Below are 15,278 nucleotides of genomic sequence, written 5' to 3'. Positions count from 1 at the left end.
ATGACGGATGACGACGCGGACCATTCTGCTGGTGGATGATGACGATGATCTGAGGCAGATCCTGGTCGAGCAGCTCTCGCTCTACGAGGAGTTTTCGATCCTTCAGGAAAGCAACGCTACCCGTGCCATGCAGACTGCAAAGTCGGCTCAGGTCGATCTCATGATCATGGACGTTGGCCTGCCGGACATGGATGGTCGTGAGGCCGTCAAGCTCCTGCGCAAAGGTGGGTTCAAGTCTCCAGTCATCATGCTGACCGGGCATGACACGGATTCCGATACGATTCTCGGTCTCGAAGCCGGCGCAAACGACTATGTGACGAAGCCGTTCCGCTTTGCCGTCCTGCTCGCCCGTATTCGTGCGCAGTTGCGTCAGTTCGAGCAGAGCGAAGACGCAACGTTCGGTGTCGGTCCCTATCTTTTCAAGCCGAGTCAGAAGCTGCTGACCACCGAGGACGGTAAGAAGATTCGGCTCACCGAAAAGGAATCGGCGATCATCCGCTATCTCTACCGTGCCGGTCAGAAGGTCGTTACGCGTGACGTCCTGCTCGAAGAAGTGTGGGGCTACAATTCCGGTGTCACCACTCATACGCTGGAAACGCATGTCTATCGCCTGCGCCAGAAGATCGAACGCGATCCGTCGAATGCAGAAATTCTGGTGACGGAAAACGGCGGATACAAGATCGTTCCCTGACCGTTCCAGCCCCCTTACGAGACCGGGGATGAGGATGACCAGCGGGTCGTCACTCACCCCGTTTTGCGTTATGGCTTTCAGTCTGTGGGCTCATCAACAGCCCATGCGCAGCAGGGGAAACACGCAATGGCACTGAGCGATGATATCGAGCTACTGGCTGCCTTGCCGTTGTTCTCAGGCCTCGACAATGACCAGCTCAGGCTCATTGCATTCGGTGCGGAGCATCGGCAGGTTGCTGCTGGGCAAGCGCTCTTCCGCGAAAAGGCGCCAGCCGAATGTGCCTATGTGGTCGCGCGCGGCGAGATCGAGCTTTATGTGATCGGACGGGATGGCAAGCCGCATCTGGAGACGCGCGTCGGACCCGGCGTCATGCTGTCGGAGCTCGCGCTCGTGACAATGGTCGAGCGAAAATATACGGCCGTCGCAGCGGTGGATGTCGATGTCATCCGCATCACGCGCGCGTTGTTTCATCGATTGCTCGAGGAATACCCGCAAATGGCGCGTCAGGTCGAAGGCCGCATCAAGCAGTCACTGGCTTCCCTGATCGAGGGCGCAGGCGCGCTGGCTCCCCGCTTCAGCTAGGCAGATATTTTCCATTGCAGGCTATGGGGCTTTGAAGCGGGCAGTCACCGGCACGTGGTCGGAAGGTTGTGTCCAGCCTCTGGCTTCCTTCAACACGGCAATGTCCTGCAAGAGCGGAGCCAGATCGTTCGAGGACCAGATGTGATCGAGGCGCCGGCCCCGGTCGGCAGCCGCCCAGTCCTTCGCGCGGTAGCTCCACCATGTGTAGAGCTTTTCCGTCTCAGGCACGTGCTGGCGCATGAGATCCACCCACCTGCCCTGCTGCATGACGTCCAGCAACCCTTCGGTCTCGACTGGCGTATGGCTGATGATCTTGAGCATCTGCTTGTGAGACCAGACGTCATGCTCGAGCGGCGCGATGTTGAGATCGCCGACGAGGATCGAGCCGGTATCTGGTTCCGCCTCTGCCGAAAGGGTCTTCATTTCCTCGATGAAATCCAGCTTGTGTCCGAATTTCGGGTTCACGTCACGGTTTGGCTCGTCACCGCCGGCGGGAACGTAGAAATTGTGCAGGCGGATCCGTCGTCCGGCCCATTCGAAGATCGCCGAGATGTGGCGGCTGTCTCCAACGCCGCAATAGTCCCGGCGGTGGTCTTCCGTCAGCGGCAGTTTCGAGCAGATCGCCACCCCGTGGTAACCCTTCTGGCCGTGAATGACGATGTTGGAATAGCCGAGGGCCGCGATCTCGGCGGCCGGGAATTGGTCATTCTGGCACTTGATCTCCTGCAGACACAGGATGTCCGGGTTCTCCTGCCGAAGAAAATCCTGAACGATCGGCAGGCGCAGGCGTACCGAATTGATGTTCCAGGTGGTGATCGAGAGTGTCATTGCGGCTGCCTTGCGAATACTCCCGCGTGTTTAGGCGATTTCGCGACGCATGAACAGAAAAAGGCGGCAACACCTCTCCGGTCCGCCGCCTTCTCCACAATTCGAACCGACTTTTTCAGCCGCCGCGCTTCTGGCCATGCACTTCGGCGTAGGGGATCTCGAAGACACTCGGATCGAACTGGACGCCATTCTGGACGTTGAAGATCATCACCGAGGTGTCCTTCTTCTGGACATCGGTGATCGTCCACTGGCGAAGCTCGAAGCTCTTCGGGTCAAACATCAGCGTGATGGTCGAATCGCCGAAAATGGTGCGGTCGCCGAGCACGATCGTGGTGAGGTCGGCTTCCTGCTTCACATCGCGAACCATCTGATTGCCGAGATCGATGCGCTCGGAGAGCAAGAGGCTGAGCGGCGTCTTGTTGAGCGGGTAGAGATCCCAGGTCTTGAGCTTCGTGTTTCCGATGACAACGTTCTTGCCATCCGAGATCACGCGCATCGGAGACGGCTTCTCATAGTTGAAGCGCAGCTTGCCGGGACGCTCGATGAAGAACTTGCCTCCTGTCTGTTCGCCGCGTGGGCCAAACTGGACGAATTCGCCCATCATTGTCCTGACGCTGGAGAAGTGGTCGGCGATCTGCTGGGCTGCGCTGGTGGCCGCGAAGCTTGGAAAAGGCATGGCCGCGCAAGCCATCAGGGCCGCGGTCCCAAGGACGAACTGGCGGCGGCTTGCCATCACCGGCATCCGGGCATCGCGTTCGGTTTTGTCAATCATGCGGTACTCCTTCATATGCTCACGGTCTCGCCGAAAAAGGCGGCGGCTTCATGACCATGAAGGTCAGTGCCGCTGCGGCAACTCGTCTCGAGGCGCTGTTGTTCCCTCGTGGAACCGGGACAATCGCTACTCTTCGGTCGGCACCAGGATTTCACGTTTTCCGGCGTGGTTTGCAGGGCCGATGATGCCTTCCTTTTCCATGCGTTCGATCAGCGAAGCGGCCCTGTTATAGCCGATGCCGAGACGACGCTGGACGTAGGAAGTCGAAGCCTTGCCGTCACGCAGGACGATGGAAACAGCCTGGTCATAGGGATCATCGGACTCGCCCAGATTGCCGGCGCCGGCGGGTCCACCGCCATCTTCCCCGTCTTCATCGTCATCGACAGTAATCGCTTCCAGATATTGCGGCGATCCCTGCGTCTTCAGATAGGCAACGATCTCCTCGACCTCATGATCGGATACGAAGGGTCCGTGGACACGCTGTATGCGACCGCCGCCGGCCATGTAGAGCATGTCGCCCATGCCGAGAAGTTGTTCTGCACCTTGTTCGCCCAGGATCGTGCGGCTGTCGATCTTCGAGGTCACCTGGAAGGAGATGCGGGTCGGGAAGTTGGCCTTGATCGTGCCGGTGATGACGTCGACCGACGGGCGCTGGGTTGCCATGATGACATGGATGCCGGCCGCACGCGCCATCTGGGCCAGACGCTGTACTGCGCCTTCGATATCCTTGCCGGCGACCATCATCAGGTCTGCCATCTCGTCGATGATCACGACGATATAGGGCAGGGGCTGCAAGTCGAATTCTTCCGTTTCATAGATCGCCTCGCCGGTCTGGCGGTCGAATCCAGTCTGGACGGTGCGGGTCAGAACCTCACCCTTTTCGAGCGCCTGTGCGACACGCGCGTTGAAGCCGTCGATGTTGCGAACGCCAATCTTCGACATCTTCTTGTAGCGCTCTTCCATCTCCCGGACGGTCCATTTGAGCGCCACCACGGCCTTCTTCGGATCTGTTACGACCGGAGAAAGCAGATGCGGGATACCATCGTAAACGGAGAGTTCGAGCATCTTCGGATCGATCATGATCAGCCGGCACTGCTCCGGTGTCATCTTGTAGAGAAGTGACAGGATCATGGTGTTGATCGCCACCGACTTACCCGAGCCGGTGGTACCCGCGACAAGCAGGTGTGGCATCTTGGCGAGGTCGGCAATGACCGGTTCGCCGCCAATCGTCTTGCCGAGCGCCATGGCGAGCTTCGCCTTGTTGCCGTCGAAGTCGCGGGAGCCGATGAGCTCGCGCAGATAGACTGTCTCGCGGGTCTGGTTCGGCAGCTCGATGCCGATCGCATTTCGGCCGGGGACGACAGCGACGCGCGCCGCGATCGCGCTCATCGACCTGGCTATGTCATCTGCGAGGCCGATGACGCGGGAGGATTTGATGCCCGGTGCCGGTTCCAATTCATAGAGCGTGACGACGGGACCCGGGCGGACATGGATGATTTCGCCCTTCACCCCGAAGTCGTCGAGGACGCCTTCAAGCAGGCGGGCATTGTGTTCGAGAGCATCGGCAGACAGCGTCGCGTCGCGTGCCACGGCTCGCGGCTCGGCGAGAAGATGGACCGAGGGTAGCTGGAAGCCTTCAGGACGCAGCAGCGACCCCTGGGCATCGCGATCGACCCGGGCCCCGGGCTTTGGCCGGGCGGCTGGGGCTACCACGCGCGGCGATCCGGTCGCGCGTACCGCTGCCGAACGCATGCCATCGTCCGGCAGAATGCCAGCCGGGCGCGGAATATCGTCGAGATCGTAATCGTCATCCTCGTCGTCGAAGCTTCCCGCCGACATCGGCGGGGGCGAGACAATCGATCGGCCCGGCGAGCGGATGCCTGCCCCATCCAGCGATGGTTCAACGCGGGCACTGAGCGGCGGTGCCTTTGCCCGAGCCGGCTCGTTCAGGGTGCCGAATTCATCATCGTTGAAATCATAGGGCTGTTCGAAATTGCGGTCCCGACGTTCGCTCGCCTTCAGTCCGAACAGCCGGCGCACACGGGCCCGTGTCGTATACCAGTTGTGAGCGACGGCCCCCATCATCAAGGCGATTGGGCCCCCTCGTTCGTCCTCCTCGTCATCTTCGGCGATGGCGGGCGTTTTCGGCTTGCTGCGTGCGATCGGAGCGACCGGCTCTTCGTCGTCCAGGGTTTCGGCCGGTTTGCCGAGGATGCCAGCTGCAAACAGCATGATCCACGCTGCCGGCACTGCCAGAATGCAGCCGAGTACCATGGCGAAAGTCGACGTCGGATATGCGCCGATGAAGAGTGCCGGAAAGCGCAGGATCAGGTCACCAAGTACACCGCCCGTGCCGCTCGGCAGGGGCCAGGTGGTGGGCGGTGGAAAGCAGCCGACTGCGGCTGCCGCAACCAGGGCGCCTACGACCCAGGCGCCGAGACGCGCGGGAATGCGGCTCAACCGGCGTCCGCCAATCAGCGCGAAGGACCAGGCGAGTACCGGGAGCAAGGCAAGAAGACTGCCAAGACCGAAGAACTGCATCATCAGGTCGGCAAAGACCGCGCCCGGCAGCCCGAGAATATTGGTCGGCGGATTGTCCGTCGCATAGGAGAGGCTGGGGTCAGAAACGTTCCAGGTCGCCAATGCCGCGACGGCAAGGATCAGCAACAGAAAGATTGCAAAGCCGCTCAGAACGAAAAGCTGTCGGAACAGGAACGCTGACAACGCGGAGCGGGTGGAATGCTCCGGAAGTGCTGCGGAATGGCCTCTGCTCATGGAATATCTGTCCGTCCTGTTGCTGGGATGCTTTCGGACTCCCGGTGTGGACCGGGATCGCCACCTGGCACCCTACAGGATGGAGGGTTAATGGCGCATTAACCATGGCGGGGGTGGTCTCCCCCAAGTCATTCGACAAAAAAACGCCCGGGCTATGAGACCCGGGCGCTGCCGCATTTTTTCGTTGGAGATCCCGAAGGACCTCAGCTGTGGTAGGCGGCTTCGCCGTGCGAGGCGAGGTCGAGACCTTCGCGTTCGGCTTCGACCGTGACGCGCAGGCCAACCACCATGTCGACGATCTTGTAGAGGATGAAGGAGCCGATACCGCACCACAGGAGGGTGACAACGACTGCGTAAATCTGGGTCATGACCTGGCCACCCATGGTCACGCCGTCAGCGTAGCCGATGCCGCCGAGCGACGCCGATGCGAAGACGCCGGTGGCGACGGCGCCGAAGAGGCCGCCGATGCCGTGGACACCGAAGACGTCAGCGGTATCGTCGTATCCGAACTTGTTCTTCACGACGGCGACGAAGAAGTAGCACAGCGGCGATACCATGAGGCCCATGACGATTGCGCCCATCGGGCCAGCGATGCCGGCAGCCGGAGTGATGGCCACGAGTCCGGAGATCATGCCCGATGCTGCGCCGAGCATGGAAGCCTTGCCGCGGGTGAAGGTTTCAACCAGGCACCAGGAGACGACGGCTGCTGCGGTTGCGACGAAGGTGTTCACGGTCGCGAGCATCGCGCCGCCGCTGGCTTCCAGGTTGGAACCGGCATTGAAGCCGAACCAGCCGACCCAGAGCATGGCCGCGCCGACCAGGGTGAGGGTCATGGAGTGCGGAGCCATCATATCCTTGCCATAGCCCGTGCGCTTGCCGAGCATGATGGCGCCGATCAGACCCGCGACGCCGGCATTGATGTGGACGACGGTGCCACCGGCGAAGTCGAGTGCGCCCCAGCCGAAGAGCAGGCCGTTGGCATCCCAGACCATGTGGGCGATGGGGAAGTAGACCAAGGTGACCCAGAGCAGGCAGAAGAGAACCGATGCGGAAAACTTGATGCGTTCTGCAAAGGCGCCGACGATGAGTGCCGGGGTGATGGCGGCAAACGTCATCTGGAACATGATGAAGATGTATTCCGGAATGACCGCGTCAGAGAAGGTTGCCGCAGTGCTGTCCGGCGTGACGCCGGAAAGGAACAGCTTCGCGAAGCCGCCGAAGAAAGCGCTTTCCGAGCCGCCGAAGGCGAAGGAATAGCCGTAGATGACCCATGCGAGCATGATGGTCGAGCCGATGACCGTGCACTGCATGAGAACGGAAAGCATGTTCTTGGCGCGAACCAGGCCGCCATAGAACAGGGCCAGACCCGGAATGAGCATGAAGAGCACGAGGATCGTGCAGAGGAACATGAAGGCGGTATCGCCCTTGTCCGGAACCGGTGCGGCGGCAACTGCTTCCGCAGCCGCCGGCGCGGTTTCCTGTGCGTAGGCGAGAACCGGCGCCAGCAGGCCTGCCGACGCGGCGCCAAGGCGCACGAGATTGGAATTCAACTTGGCAAATGACATCAGTAACAACTCCCCTAACAGCCGTTCTTACAGAGCTTCGGTATTGGTTTCGCCAGTGCGGATCCGCACAGCCTGGTCGATCGAGTAGACAAAGATCTTGCCATCGCCGATCTGGCCGGTCTTGGCAGCAGAAGCGATCGCTTCGACGGCCTTGTCGGCGAGTTCGGACGAGACGGCGATCTCGATCTTCAGTTTCGGCAGAAAGCTGACGGCGTATTCGGTGCCGCGATAGATTTCAGTGTGCCCCTTCTGGCGACCATAGCCCTTGACCTCGGTCACGGTCAGGCCCTGGATCCCCACAGCCGTCAAGGCTTCGCGTACCTCGTCCAGCTTGAACGGCTTGATGATAGCCATCACAATCTTCATCTGGTTTCCCATCCTTTGCTTGTCCTCGGCTCGGAGCCGACTCTCCTTGCCGCCGGCAGGAACTTTCGCGCAGCGACTGACGAGTAACATTCAAAAGGCGTGCCAGATTCAAAATTCTCTATAAGTTATTGAAATGTAAAGGGTCTGAAAAGTGGAGCTAATTAACGGGCAAATGAATGCGCAATGTGCGCATAAAAAATGAGCAGAAAAGTGAAAATGATAGCTTTTTAGTCATTTGCCCGTTTGCGGATCAGGCCCTCCTGAGCGACCGACGCAACAAGCCTCCCGTCTCGGGTGAATATGCTCCCACGGGTCATGCCGCGCGCACCGGCGGCGCTAGGGCTGTCCTGGGTGTAAAGCAGCCAGTCGTCCAGCCTGCAGGGTCTGTGAAACCACATAGCATGGTCGAGGCTCGCAACCTGTAGCTCCGGATCGAAGATCGAGGTGCCGTGGGCATAAAGCGAGGTGTCGAGCAAGGTCATATCCGAGAGATAGGCGAGGATCGCGGTCTGGAGGTGCCGGTCATTCGGCACCAATCCCGAAGCGCGCACCCATATATGGGCTTCGGGCTCCAGCTTCTCCCGTGACATATAATGCGTGAGGGACGTCGGGCGGATCTCGATCGGGCGTTCCCGACCCCAATATTTCTTTACCGTATCGGGAGCCTGGGCGAGGAAGGCGGCGCGGAATTCGGCTTCACCCATCAGGGTCTCTGGTGCGGGAACATCGGGGATCGTCACCTGATGGTCAAAGCCGGGTTCTTCGACCTGGAAGGACGCCGACATCGAAAAGATTGCCTTTCCATGCTGGATCGCGACCACCCGGCGAGTGGTGAAGGAAGACCCGTCCCGGATGCGTTCGACCTGATAGACGATCGGAATTGACGGATCGCCAGGGCGCATGAAGTAGGCATGCAGCGAATGGACGATGCGGTCCGGATCGACGCAGCGTTGCGCCGCGATCAGCGCCTGCGCAATCACCAGGCCGCCAAAGACCCGTTGCCAGCCGTTTTGCGGGCTGCTTCCGCGAAACAGGTTTTCCTCCAGCTTTTCAAGATCGAGACGCTCGATCAGGTCCTGCATGGGTTTGGTCTGTCCAACTGGCTGCGACATAATGCATTGCTCCGCTTATAGGCACCCGTTCAAGGCTGATCTATATAGGTGTCGTCAGGTCTACAATAACAAAGGAAATCGCCATGCTGGATGTGCTCGTCGTCGGCGGTGGCTATGTCGGTCTCTCCGCAGCCGTTGCCATGAAGCAGGCCGCGCCCCACCTTGCGATCGAAGTCGTGGAGGCTGCACCCGAGGAGGCCTGGAAAAAGGATCTGCGGGCGTCCGCGATCATCGCTTCCGCTACCAAGATGCTGGATGTTTTCGGCCTCTGGGATCGGATCGAGCCGGATGCCCAGCCGATCAACCGGATGATCGTCACGGATTCCAAGACGTCTGATCCTGTGCGTCCGGTCTTCCTGACCTTCGACGGTGCTATCGAGGATGGCCGTCCCTTTGCCCACATGATCCCGAATGTCAGCATGGTTGCGGCCTTGAGGGACGCTTGCGCTGAGCGCGGGATCACGATCCGTCACGGGCTGCGCGCCACCGGTTTCCGCGATACGGGCCCGAGCGCCGAGCTGACGCTTTCCGATGGCAGCGTCATGTCATCGCGGCTCGTCGTTGCCTGTGACGGGGTGCGCTCCAAGCTGCGCGATCTCGCCGGCATCAAGACTGTGACATGGCAATATGGCCAGTCCGGCATAGTCACGACCGTCGAACATGAGCGCCCGCATCAGGGCGTTGCCGAGGAGCACTTTCTCCCGGCTGGCCCCTTCGCCATCCTGCCGCTCAAGGGCAACCGCTCGTCGCTCGTCTGGACGGAACCCACCGAGGTTGCCGACAGGCTCGTTGCTTCCGACGACCTTGTCTTCGAAGCGGAACTCGAACGCCGCTTCGGGCACAAGCTCGGGGCCATCCGCGCCACCCAGGATCGCCGTGCGTTTCCCCTTGGCCTGACGCTTGCCCGTGCGTTCGTCGCGCCCCGGCTGGCGCTCGCCGGTGATGCGGCCCATGGCATCCATCCCATATCCGGGCAGGGGCTCAACCTTGGTTTCAAGGACGTCGCCGCACTCGCCGAAACGGTTGTCGAGGCAGACCGCCTGGGACTCGATATCGGATCCGTCAACGTGCTCGAGCGCTATCAGATCTGGCGCCGATTCGACACGTTCCGCATGGGGGTGACGACAGACGTGCTCAACCGACTGTTCTCCAACGACATGACGCCGATCCGCGTCATGCGTGACTTCGGGCTGGGCGTCGTCGATCGTATTCCGGCGTTGAAAAGCTATTTCATCCGCGAAGCGGCGGGAACGTCCGGTCGAGACCGACCACGCCTGCTGGGCGGCCAGAGCATCTGACCCGCGCGGTCTGGATTTGAACAAAATCGCGAGCAGGGCCCGTCTCAGGCCGGCATTTCGAGCTTGCGTGCTTCCGACACCAGCATGATCGGGATCCCGTCGCGGATCGGATAAGCCAGTCTCGCTTTTTCCGAGACGAGTTCGTTCTTGTCGCGATCCCATTTGAGGGTGCCCTGCGTCAGCGGGCACACCAGAAGTTCGAGCATCTTGGGGTCGACGAGGCTGGTTGGATTGTCGGCCATCCGGTCACTGCAACATGGTGTCGCCATCGCCGAATGTTCGGGCGAGCACGATTTCGGTAATGGCGATCAGGGTTTCGGCACGTGTCTTCAAGTCGGGCGCCTCGAGCAGCGCCTGCTTCTCCGGTGGCCCGAAGGGGGACATCATTGAGAGCGAATTCACCAAGGTCAGGTTCGATGCGCGCTCGACACTCTCCCAATCCGCTTCCAGCTTGTTGGCTTCGAGATAGGCCTTGAAAGCGGCCAGCAGGCCAGCTCGATCCACTTGCACCTCGTCGTCTGCGGTGGAGAGATCGGCAACGAAGGGTGCGATATGGAAACTCCGGAACGGTTTGCTGGTCGTCACCTCGTCCATGAGCCTGAAACGGCAGACGCCGGCGAGTGAAATGATGTAGCGGCCGTCGCCTGTCTCTGTGAAGGATGTCACACGCCCCAGGCAGCCGACCGGCGCCAGGTGCGGACGTTCAGGCAGGATATTGGCATGCACTTCTGTCATGGCAGGTTGAATCATCCCTATGAGGCGGTTGCCAGCCATCGCCGCATCGAACATTGCCAGATAGCGCGGCTCGAAGATGTTCAGTGGGAGTTGTCCGCCGGGGAGCAACAGCACGCCGGAGATTGGAAAGACCGGGACCGTCTCTGGGAGGTCCTCGGCCGTCAGATATCGGGCATTTCCCACTTGCATCGAAGCACATCCTGTCCGGAAGATCCGGTGTTCATTCCTTCTTCTATCTGGGTCGCGCCGACCAAAACTCAAGGCCGGAGGCGGCTCACGAAAAAAGGATCGAAGACAGCTTGCGCCGCGCCATGACCGTTGCCGGGTCCGTGGGACCCCAAACTTCGAAGAATTGCAGCAGCTGCTTGCGCGCGCCATCGTCGTCGAAAGTCCGATCACGCTTCATGATCAGAAGCAAATGCTCGGCTGCCTCCTCGCGACGTCCTTCGACATTGCGGATCTTGGCCAGTTTCGTGCGCGACTCGTGATCGTCGGGATTAAGAGACAGCGTGTGCTCAAGTGCCACAGGGTCGCCCAGCTTGCGAGCCTCATCAATCTGGTCGAGCCGCTTCAGCAGCGCCTGGACTTCCGGTGCCTTGGCGAGTTCCTCGGGCATCTGGGTCAGCAGTTCGCGCGCCCGCTGATGCTGGTTGGCGCCGATCATGCAGTCTGCGAGGCCGGCAATCGCCCGGGTATTGTCCGGGTCCGCCTGCAGAATGGCGGCGAAAAGCTGCGCTGCGCCATCAATGTCGCCGGTCGAGAGCAGGCCGGAGGCTTCCTCCAGGACTGCCGCGATCTCGGCGGCCTGGTCGGCACCGGCGGGGCCCGCCACCTTGTCGATGAAGGCCTTGACCTGGCTCTCGGGCAGCGCTCCCATGAAACCGTCCGCCGGACGTCCGTCGACGAATGCGACCACAGCCGGAATCGACTGGATGCCGAGCTGTCCGGCAACGGACGGATGGTCGTCAATGTTCATCTTGACCAGCTTGACGCGCCCGCCAGCCTCGTTGACGGCCTTCTCGATGATCGGGGTCAACTGCTTGCAGGGACCGCACCAAGGGGCCCAGAAATCGACCAGAACCGGCTGGTTGCGGGATTCGTCCATCACGTCGCGGGCGAAATTCGCCGTCGTTGTGTCCTTGATCAGATCTGCGGCCGGCGCGGAACCTTCAGGAGCGCCATTGAACTGGGCCTTGGCTGTCATGGTCTGGTTGCCATAGCCGCCGTAAGGGTTGCCGTATTCGCTCATCGTGCATCTCCCGCCTGTTTCGCAGCCTTCGCGCGGCCGCCGTCCTTGCCGATAAGATCGTATGTCAGGCCGTGACTTTCAAGACAAGCGGCGTGTGGCCGGTCGCTGCCATGAAGCGGATCAGGTCTTCACGGCCAATCGACGTCGTCGCATCGTTGGAGAGCGGGTGACAATTGATGATGTCGTGTTGCATCAGGGCCTCGTCGAGAACAAATGTGACGTTCCGGCCAGTGTCGTTGATCGCGCCGAAGGCGGTCACCGAGCCGGGCGCAACGCCCAGATATTCCATCAGCTTTTCCGGCTTGCCGAAGGATACCTTGCTCGCGGCGTCGATGATCGTGTGTACGGTTTTCAGATCGACCGCGGCATTTTCTTCGACCGTCAGCAGGAAGAAGTTGTCCTTCTTGTCCTTCACGAAGAGGTTCTTCGTGTGGCCGCCTGGGATCTCGTCACGCAGCGAAACCGATTCCGCCACCGTGAAGACCGGCGGATGGCTCTTCGTCTTGTGCGCTATTCCCAAATCATCCAGGAAACGGAAGAGATCGTCTGGTGTTTTCGGCGTCGTCATGGGGCCCCGCTTCGATTGTCTGTCGATTGGTCCGATCCTGTACCGGAATTTCCTTCGAGCGATAGGCCCAAGACCGACAAACTGCAATCTTTCCTGCAGCCGAAAACCCCGGAAAAGGTGAGCTTTCTCAGTCTCTTGTACCGCGGTTGAATTTTTTTCGCGCCGATCCGTCATTTCCCTGTTGCATTTGAAAATCGGTTGGGCCATATAGCGCCCGTCGCCGCAAGACGGACGGCCCACGATCCAGACACTACCCCAGGATCGAGGTTATGAGCGGGTGTAGCTCAGGGGTAGAGCACAACCTTGCCAAGGTTGGGGTCGAGCGTTCGAATCGCTTCACCCGCTCCATTCTTTCTCCACAAGAGACATTTTGGAATCATGCGCCGCGGTCCTGGCGCTGCTGGCTTCGTGCATGTTTTGCCGGCCGCAGGTTTCCCCGCAGCCGGCGGTCCTCGGCTCACGCCTTCGAGAAGTTGTAGTCCGTTTCCTGGCGCAGCACTTCACCGGGGCGCAGAACTGCGTTCGGGAAGTTCGGATGGTTGATCGCGTCCGGCCAGACCTGCGTTTCCATGCAGAAGCCGGCGAAGGCGCCGTAGCGGCGGCCTTCGAGGCCAGGAACGGCTGGAGCGACCTTGCCGCCGGCATAGAACTGAACGCCCGGTTCGGTCGTCAGGATCTCCATGGTCACGCCGGAATTGACGCTGCGCGCCAGCGCAACGCTGCGCTTGGCCACGCGGCTGCTGGAGAAGCAGAAGTTGTGGTCGTAGCCGAGTTGCGCGCCATCGACTTCGAGGCGGATCGGCCGCATCTCGCGGAAGTCGAAAGCCGTGTTTTCGACCGGGCGGATTTCGCCTGTCGGGATCATTCTGCCGTCGACAGGGGTGTAGTGATCGGCGGCGATCATCAGGTCATGACCCAGAATGTCGGGGCGGCCATCGAGATTGAAGTAGGCGTGGTGACAGACATTGGCGATCGTCGGCTTGTCGGTCACCGTTTCATAGACGGCTGAGAAAACACCCCCGGCTTTGAGTGCAAAGGTGGCGCGGGTGCGCGTGGTGCCCGGGTAGCCGGCGCGTCCGTCCGGATCGGTGATCTCCATCTGGACGACGTCGGGGCCGAATTCGAGGATCACCCAGTTCCGGCGCCCCATGCCGTCCGAGCCGCCATGAAGGTGACTGACACCGCGCTCGTTGAGCTCAAGCTGATGATCGACGCCATCAAGAGTGAATCGGCCATCGCCTATCCGGTTCGCACAGCGTCCGGGTGTCGCGCCGAAATAGGGTGAATGATCGAGATAGCCGGCAAGATCTTCGAAGCCGAGCACCAGAGGAGCGTCGTGACCTTCGAGACGCAGATCCTGCAACACAGCACCGAAGGTGAGGATCGAGGCGGTCAGGCCGCCTCCCTTCAGGACCACTTTCTCCACTGCGTCTCCCGTTGGCATCACGCCGAACACAGTCCTCGTCATCGCGTCGTTTCCTCGCTTTGTCTCATTGTTGTCTACTGTTTCGCGGTCACCGTGCCAGTTCGCGTGCGGCGGCTTCCAGGCCACCGAGCGTCAGGGCATGCATTCGGTTCCCAATCAGATTTCGAATCAAGCCCACCGACATCGTATAGTCCCAACGTGTCTCCGGCAGGGGATTGATCCAGAGATGCCGCGGGAAGTGATCTGTGAGCCGCGTCAGCCAGGTCGCGCCACTCTCGGCGTTCCAGTGCTCGACCGAGCCGCCCGGATGTGTGACCTCATAGGGGCTCATCGCCGCATCGCCGACAAAGATCAGCCGGTAGTCCGGCCCGAACGTGCGGATGACGTCGAGGGTCGCCATGGCATCTGCATGGCGTCGTTGGTTGTCCTTCCAGACCTTCTCGTATGGACAGTTGTGGAAGTAGAAATATTCCATGTGCCGGAATTCGGAACGTGCGGCCGAGAACAGCTCCTCGATCTCGCGGACATGGTCGTCCATCGAGCCGCCGATGTCGAAGAACATCAGCAGCTTCACGGCATTGCGCCGTTCGGGCCGGGTCTTCACGTCGAGATAGCCGTGTTCGGCGGTCGAGCGGATCGTGCCGGAGAGATCCAGCTCTTCTGCTGCTCCCTCGCGCACGAAGCGGCGCAATCGTCGCAGCGCCACCTTGATGTTGCGCGTGCCCAATTCGACGCGGTCATCGAGATTGCGGAACTCGCGCTGGTCCCAGACCTTCACCGCTTTCCGGTGCCGGCTTTCGTTCTGGCCGATGCGCACGCCTTCCGGATTGTAGCCATAAGCGCCGAAGGGCGACGTGCCGGCCGTGCCGATCCACTTATTGCCGCCCTGGTGGCGCTCCTTCTGCTCCGCGAGACGTTGCCTGAGGGTCTCCATCAGCTTCTCGAAGCCGCCCAGTGCCTCGATCAGCTTCTTGTCTTCGTCCGAGAGGTGCTTCTCGCCGAGGCGGCGCAGCCAGTCTTCCGGGATGATGCCCGCATCGATGCCCTTGTTGGCATCTCCACTGAAAATGCCGCCGAAAATCTCCGAAAAGACCCGATCGAAACGATCGATGAAACGCTCGTCCTTCACCAGCGTGGTGCGGGCGAGATAGTAGAAGCCATCCGGATCGAAATCGACAAGGCCCGCCTGAAGGCCTTGCAGCAGAGCGAGGTATTCCCGCAGCGTCACAGGAACCTTCTCTTCTTTCAATCGCAGGAAAAACGGCAGAAACATCGATCAGAATAGGCTCGGTTTATCGGCGGCCGCATCCT

15 protein-coding genes and 1 tRNA gene are annotated in these 15,278 nt (G+C 60.6%); 4 read left to right on the top strand and 12 right to left on the bottom strand.

All coding sequences use genetic code 11. The features are described from left to right. Positions 1-7: 7 nt before the first annotated feature. Together LJE98_RS11005 and LJE98_RS11000 are read left to right on the top strand one after the other, a co-directional pair. Positions 8-691: a response regulator transcription factor gene (locus LJE98_RS11005; protein WP_136559925.1), complete on the top strand. Its 684-nt coding sequence runs from the start codon at positions 8-10 to the stop codon at positions 689-691. 126 nt (positions 692-817) lie between these two features. After that, on the top strand, positions 818-1,273 hold the full coding sequence (locus LJE98_RS11000; RefSeq protein ID WP_229575258.1) for a cyclic nucleotide-binding domain-containing protein: 456 nt from the start codon (positions 818-820) through the stop codon (positions 1,271-1,273). A 21-nt stretch (positions 1,274-1,294) separates the two neighbouring features. Here LJE98_RS11000 and LJE98_RS10995 read toward each other — a convergent pair whose 3' ends face one another. The 6 genes from LJE98_RS10995 to tesB all read right to left on the bottom strand — a co-directional run bounded on the left by LJE98_RS10995 (position 1,295) and on the right by tesB (position 8,691). Continuing rightward, complete coding sequence (locus LJE98_RS10995) at positions 1,295-2,101, bottom strand: exodeoxyribonuclease III (RefSeq protein WP_229575257.1); 807 nt, start codon at positions 2,099-2,101, stop codon at positions 1,295-1,297. 115 nt (positions 2,102-2,216) lie between these two features. Continuing rightward, positions 2,217-2,873 carry an outer membrane lipoprotein carrier protein LolA gene (locus tag LJE98_RS10990; protein WP_229575256.1) on the bottom strand — a complete coding sequence of 219 codons (657 nt, stop codon included), beginning with the start codon at positions 2,871-2,873 and terminating at the stop codon, positions 2,217-2,219. Between the two features lie 126 nt (positions 2,874-2,999). Then, positions 3,000-5,648, bottom strand: a complete 2,649-nt coding sequence (locus LJE98_RS10985) for an FtsK/SpoIIIE family DNA translocase (protein WP_229575255.1) — start codon at positions 5,646-5,648, stop codon at positions 3,000-3,002. A gap of 203 nt (positions 5,649-5,851) precedes the next feature. Further along, the gene (locus LJE98_RS10980; RefSeq protein WP_229575254.1) at positions 5,852-7,213 is read right to left on the bottom strand and encodes an ammonium transporter; all 1,362 of its coding nucleotides are present in this window, start codon (positions 7,211-7,213) and stop codon (positions 5,852-5,854) included. Between the two features lie 27 nt (positions 7,214-7,240). Next, positions 7,241-7,591: a P-II family nitrogen regulator gene (locus LJE98_RS10975; RefSeq protein WP_162760140.1), complete on the bottom strand. Its 351-nt coding sequence runs from the start codon at positions 7,589-7,591 to the stop codon at positions 7,241-7,243. A gap of 215 nt (positions 7,592-7,806) precedes the next feature. Beyond that, positions 7,807-8,691, bottom strand: a complete 885-nt coding sequence (gene tesB / locus LJE98_RS10970) for an acyl-CoA thioesterase II (protein ID WP_229575253.1) — start codon at positions 8,689-8,691, stop codon at positions 7,807-7,809. 77 nt (positions 8,692-8,768) lie between these two features. Here tesB and LJE98_RS10965 point away from each other — a divergent pair, with 77 nt between their 5' ends. Further along, positions 8,769-9,989 carry a ubiquinone biosynthesis hydroxylase gene (locus tag LJE98_RS10965; protein ID WP_324255829.1) on the top strand — a complete coding sequence of 407 codons (1,221 nt, stop codon included), beginning with the start codon at positions 8,769-8,771 and terminating at the stop codon, positions 9,987-9,989. A gap of 44 nt (positions 9,990-10,033) precedes the next feature. Here the strand turns inward: LJE98_RS10965 and LJE98_RS10960 are convergent, their stop codons facing one another. The 4 genes from LJE98_RS10960 to LJE98_RS10945 all read right to left on the bottom strand — a co-directional run bounded on the left by LJE98_RS10960 (position 10,034) and on the right by LJE98_RS10945 (position 12,541). Then, positions 10,034-10,231, bottom strand: coding sequence for a Trm112 family protein (locus LJE98_RS10960; RefSeq protein WP_229575251.1), 198 nt, complete (start codon positions 10,229-10,231; stop codon positions 10,034-10,036). Between the two features lie 4 nt (positions 10,232-10,235). After that, the gene (locus tag LJE98_RS10955; protein WP_229575250.1) at positions 10,236-10,913 is read right to left on the bottom strand and encodes an LON peptidase substrate-binding domain-containing protein; all 678 of its coding nucleotides are present in this window, start codon (positions 10,911-10,913) and stop codon (positions 10,236-10,238) included. 85 nt (positions 10,914-10,998) lie between these two features. Further along, positions 10,999-11,973: a thioredoxin gene (gene trxA, locus LJE98_RS10950; RefSeq protein WP_229575249.1), complete on the bottom strand. Its 975-nt coding sequence runs from the start codon at positions 11,971-11,973 to the stop codon at positions 10,999-11,001. 64 nt (positions 11,974-12,037) lie between these two features. Next, a complete protein-coding gene (locus LJE98_RS10945) occupies positions 12,038-12,541 on the bottom strand; it encodes a prolyl-tRNA synthetase associated domain-containing protein (RefSeq protein WP_229575248.1) in 504 nt (167 codons plus the stop codon). Between the two features lie 273 nt (positions 12,542-12,814). Here LJE98_RS10945 and LJE98_RS10940 point away from each other — a divergent pair. Further along, a tRNA-Gly gene (locus LJE98_RS10940) sits at positions 12,815-12,889 on the top strand. A gap of 109 nt (positions 12,890-12,998) precedes the next feature. Here LJE98_RS10940 and LJE98_RS10935 read toward each other — a convergent pair. Further along, a complete protein-coding gene (locus tag LJE98_RS10935; protein ID WP_229575247.1) occupies positions 12,999-14,009 on the bottom strand; it encodes an aldose epimerase family protein in 1,011 nt (336 codons plus the stop codon). A gap of 46 nt (positions 14,010-14,055) precedes the next feature. After that, positions 14,056-15,240: a vWA domain-containing protein gene (locus tag LJE98_RS10930; RefSeq protein WP_229575246.1), complete on the bottom strand. Its 1,185-nt coding sequence runs from the start codon at positions 15,238-15,240 to the stop codon at positions 14,056-14,058. Between the last annotated feature and the right edge of the window lie 38 nt (positions 15,241-15,278).

The organism is Rhizobium sp. 'Codium 1' (assembly GCF_020889605.1).
GTDB classification, from domain to species: Bacteria; Pseudomonadota; Alphaproteobacteria; order Rhizobiales; family Rhizobiaceae; genus Allorhizobium; species Allorhizobium algae.
Note: the sequence above shows the minus strand (reverse complement) of the source record. Positions and strands in the feature narration are given on the sequence as shown.

Bases quoted from the DNA above. Each gene is read 5' to 3' on its own strand.
- trxA (WP_229575249.1), bottom strand. From the start codon at position 11,973: ATGAGCGAATACGGCAACCCTTACGGCGGCTATGGCAACCAGACCATG.
- LJE98_RS10975 (WP_162760140.1), bottom strand. From the start codon at position 7,591: ATGGGAAACCAGATGAAGATTGTGATGGCTATCATCAAGCCGTTCAAG.
- LJE98_RS10945 (WP_229575248.1), bottom strand. From the start codon at position 12,541: ATGACGACGCCGAAAACACCAGACGATCTCTTCCGTTTCCTGGATGAT.
- LJE98_RS10960 (WP_229575251.1), bottom strand. From the start codon at position 10,231: ATGGCCGACAATCCAACCAGCCTCGTCGACCCCAAGATGCTCGAACTT.
- LJE98_RS10955 (WP_229575250.1), bottom strand. From the start codon at position 10,913: ATGCAAGTGGGAAATGCCCGATATCTGACGGCCGAGGACCTCCCAGAG.
- LJE98_RS10930 (WP_229575246.1), bottom strand. From the start codon at position 15,240: ATGTTTCTGCCGTTTTTCCTGCGATTGAAAGAAGAGAAGGTTCCTGTG.
- LJE98_RS11005 (WP_136559925.1), top strand. From the start codon at position 8: ATGACGACGCGGACCATTCTGCTGGTGGATGATGACGATGATCTGAGG.
- LJE98_RS11000 (WP_229575258.1), top strand. From the start codon at position 818: ATGGCACTGAGCGATGATATCGAGCTACTGGCTGCCTTGCCGTTGTTC.
- LJE98_RS10935 (WP_229575247.1), bottom strand. From the start codon at position 14,009: ATGACGAGGACTGTGTTCGGCGTGATGCCAACGGGAGACGCAGTGGAG.
- tesB (WP_229575253.1), bottom strand. From the start codon at position 8,691: ATGTCGCAGCCAGTTGGACAGACCAAACCCATGCAGGACCTGATCGAG.
- LJE98_RS10985 (WP_229575255.1), bottom strand. From the start codon at position 5,648: ATGAGCAGAGGCCATTCCGCAGCACTTCCGGAGCATTCCACCCGCTCC.
- LJE98_RS10990 (WP_229575256.1), bottom strand. From the start codon at position 2,873: ATGATTGACAAAACCGAACGCGATGCCCGGATGCCGGTGATGGCAAGC.
- LJE98_RS10995 (WP_229575257.1), bottom strand. From the start codon at position 2,101: ATGACACTCTCGATCACCACCTGGAACATCAATTCGGTACGCCTGCGC.
- LJE98_RS10980 (WP_229575254.1), bottom strand. From the start codon at position 7,213: ATGTCATTTGCCAAGTTGAATTCCAATCTCGTGCGCCTTGGCGCCGCG.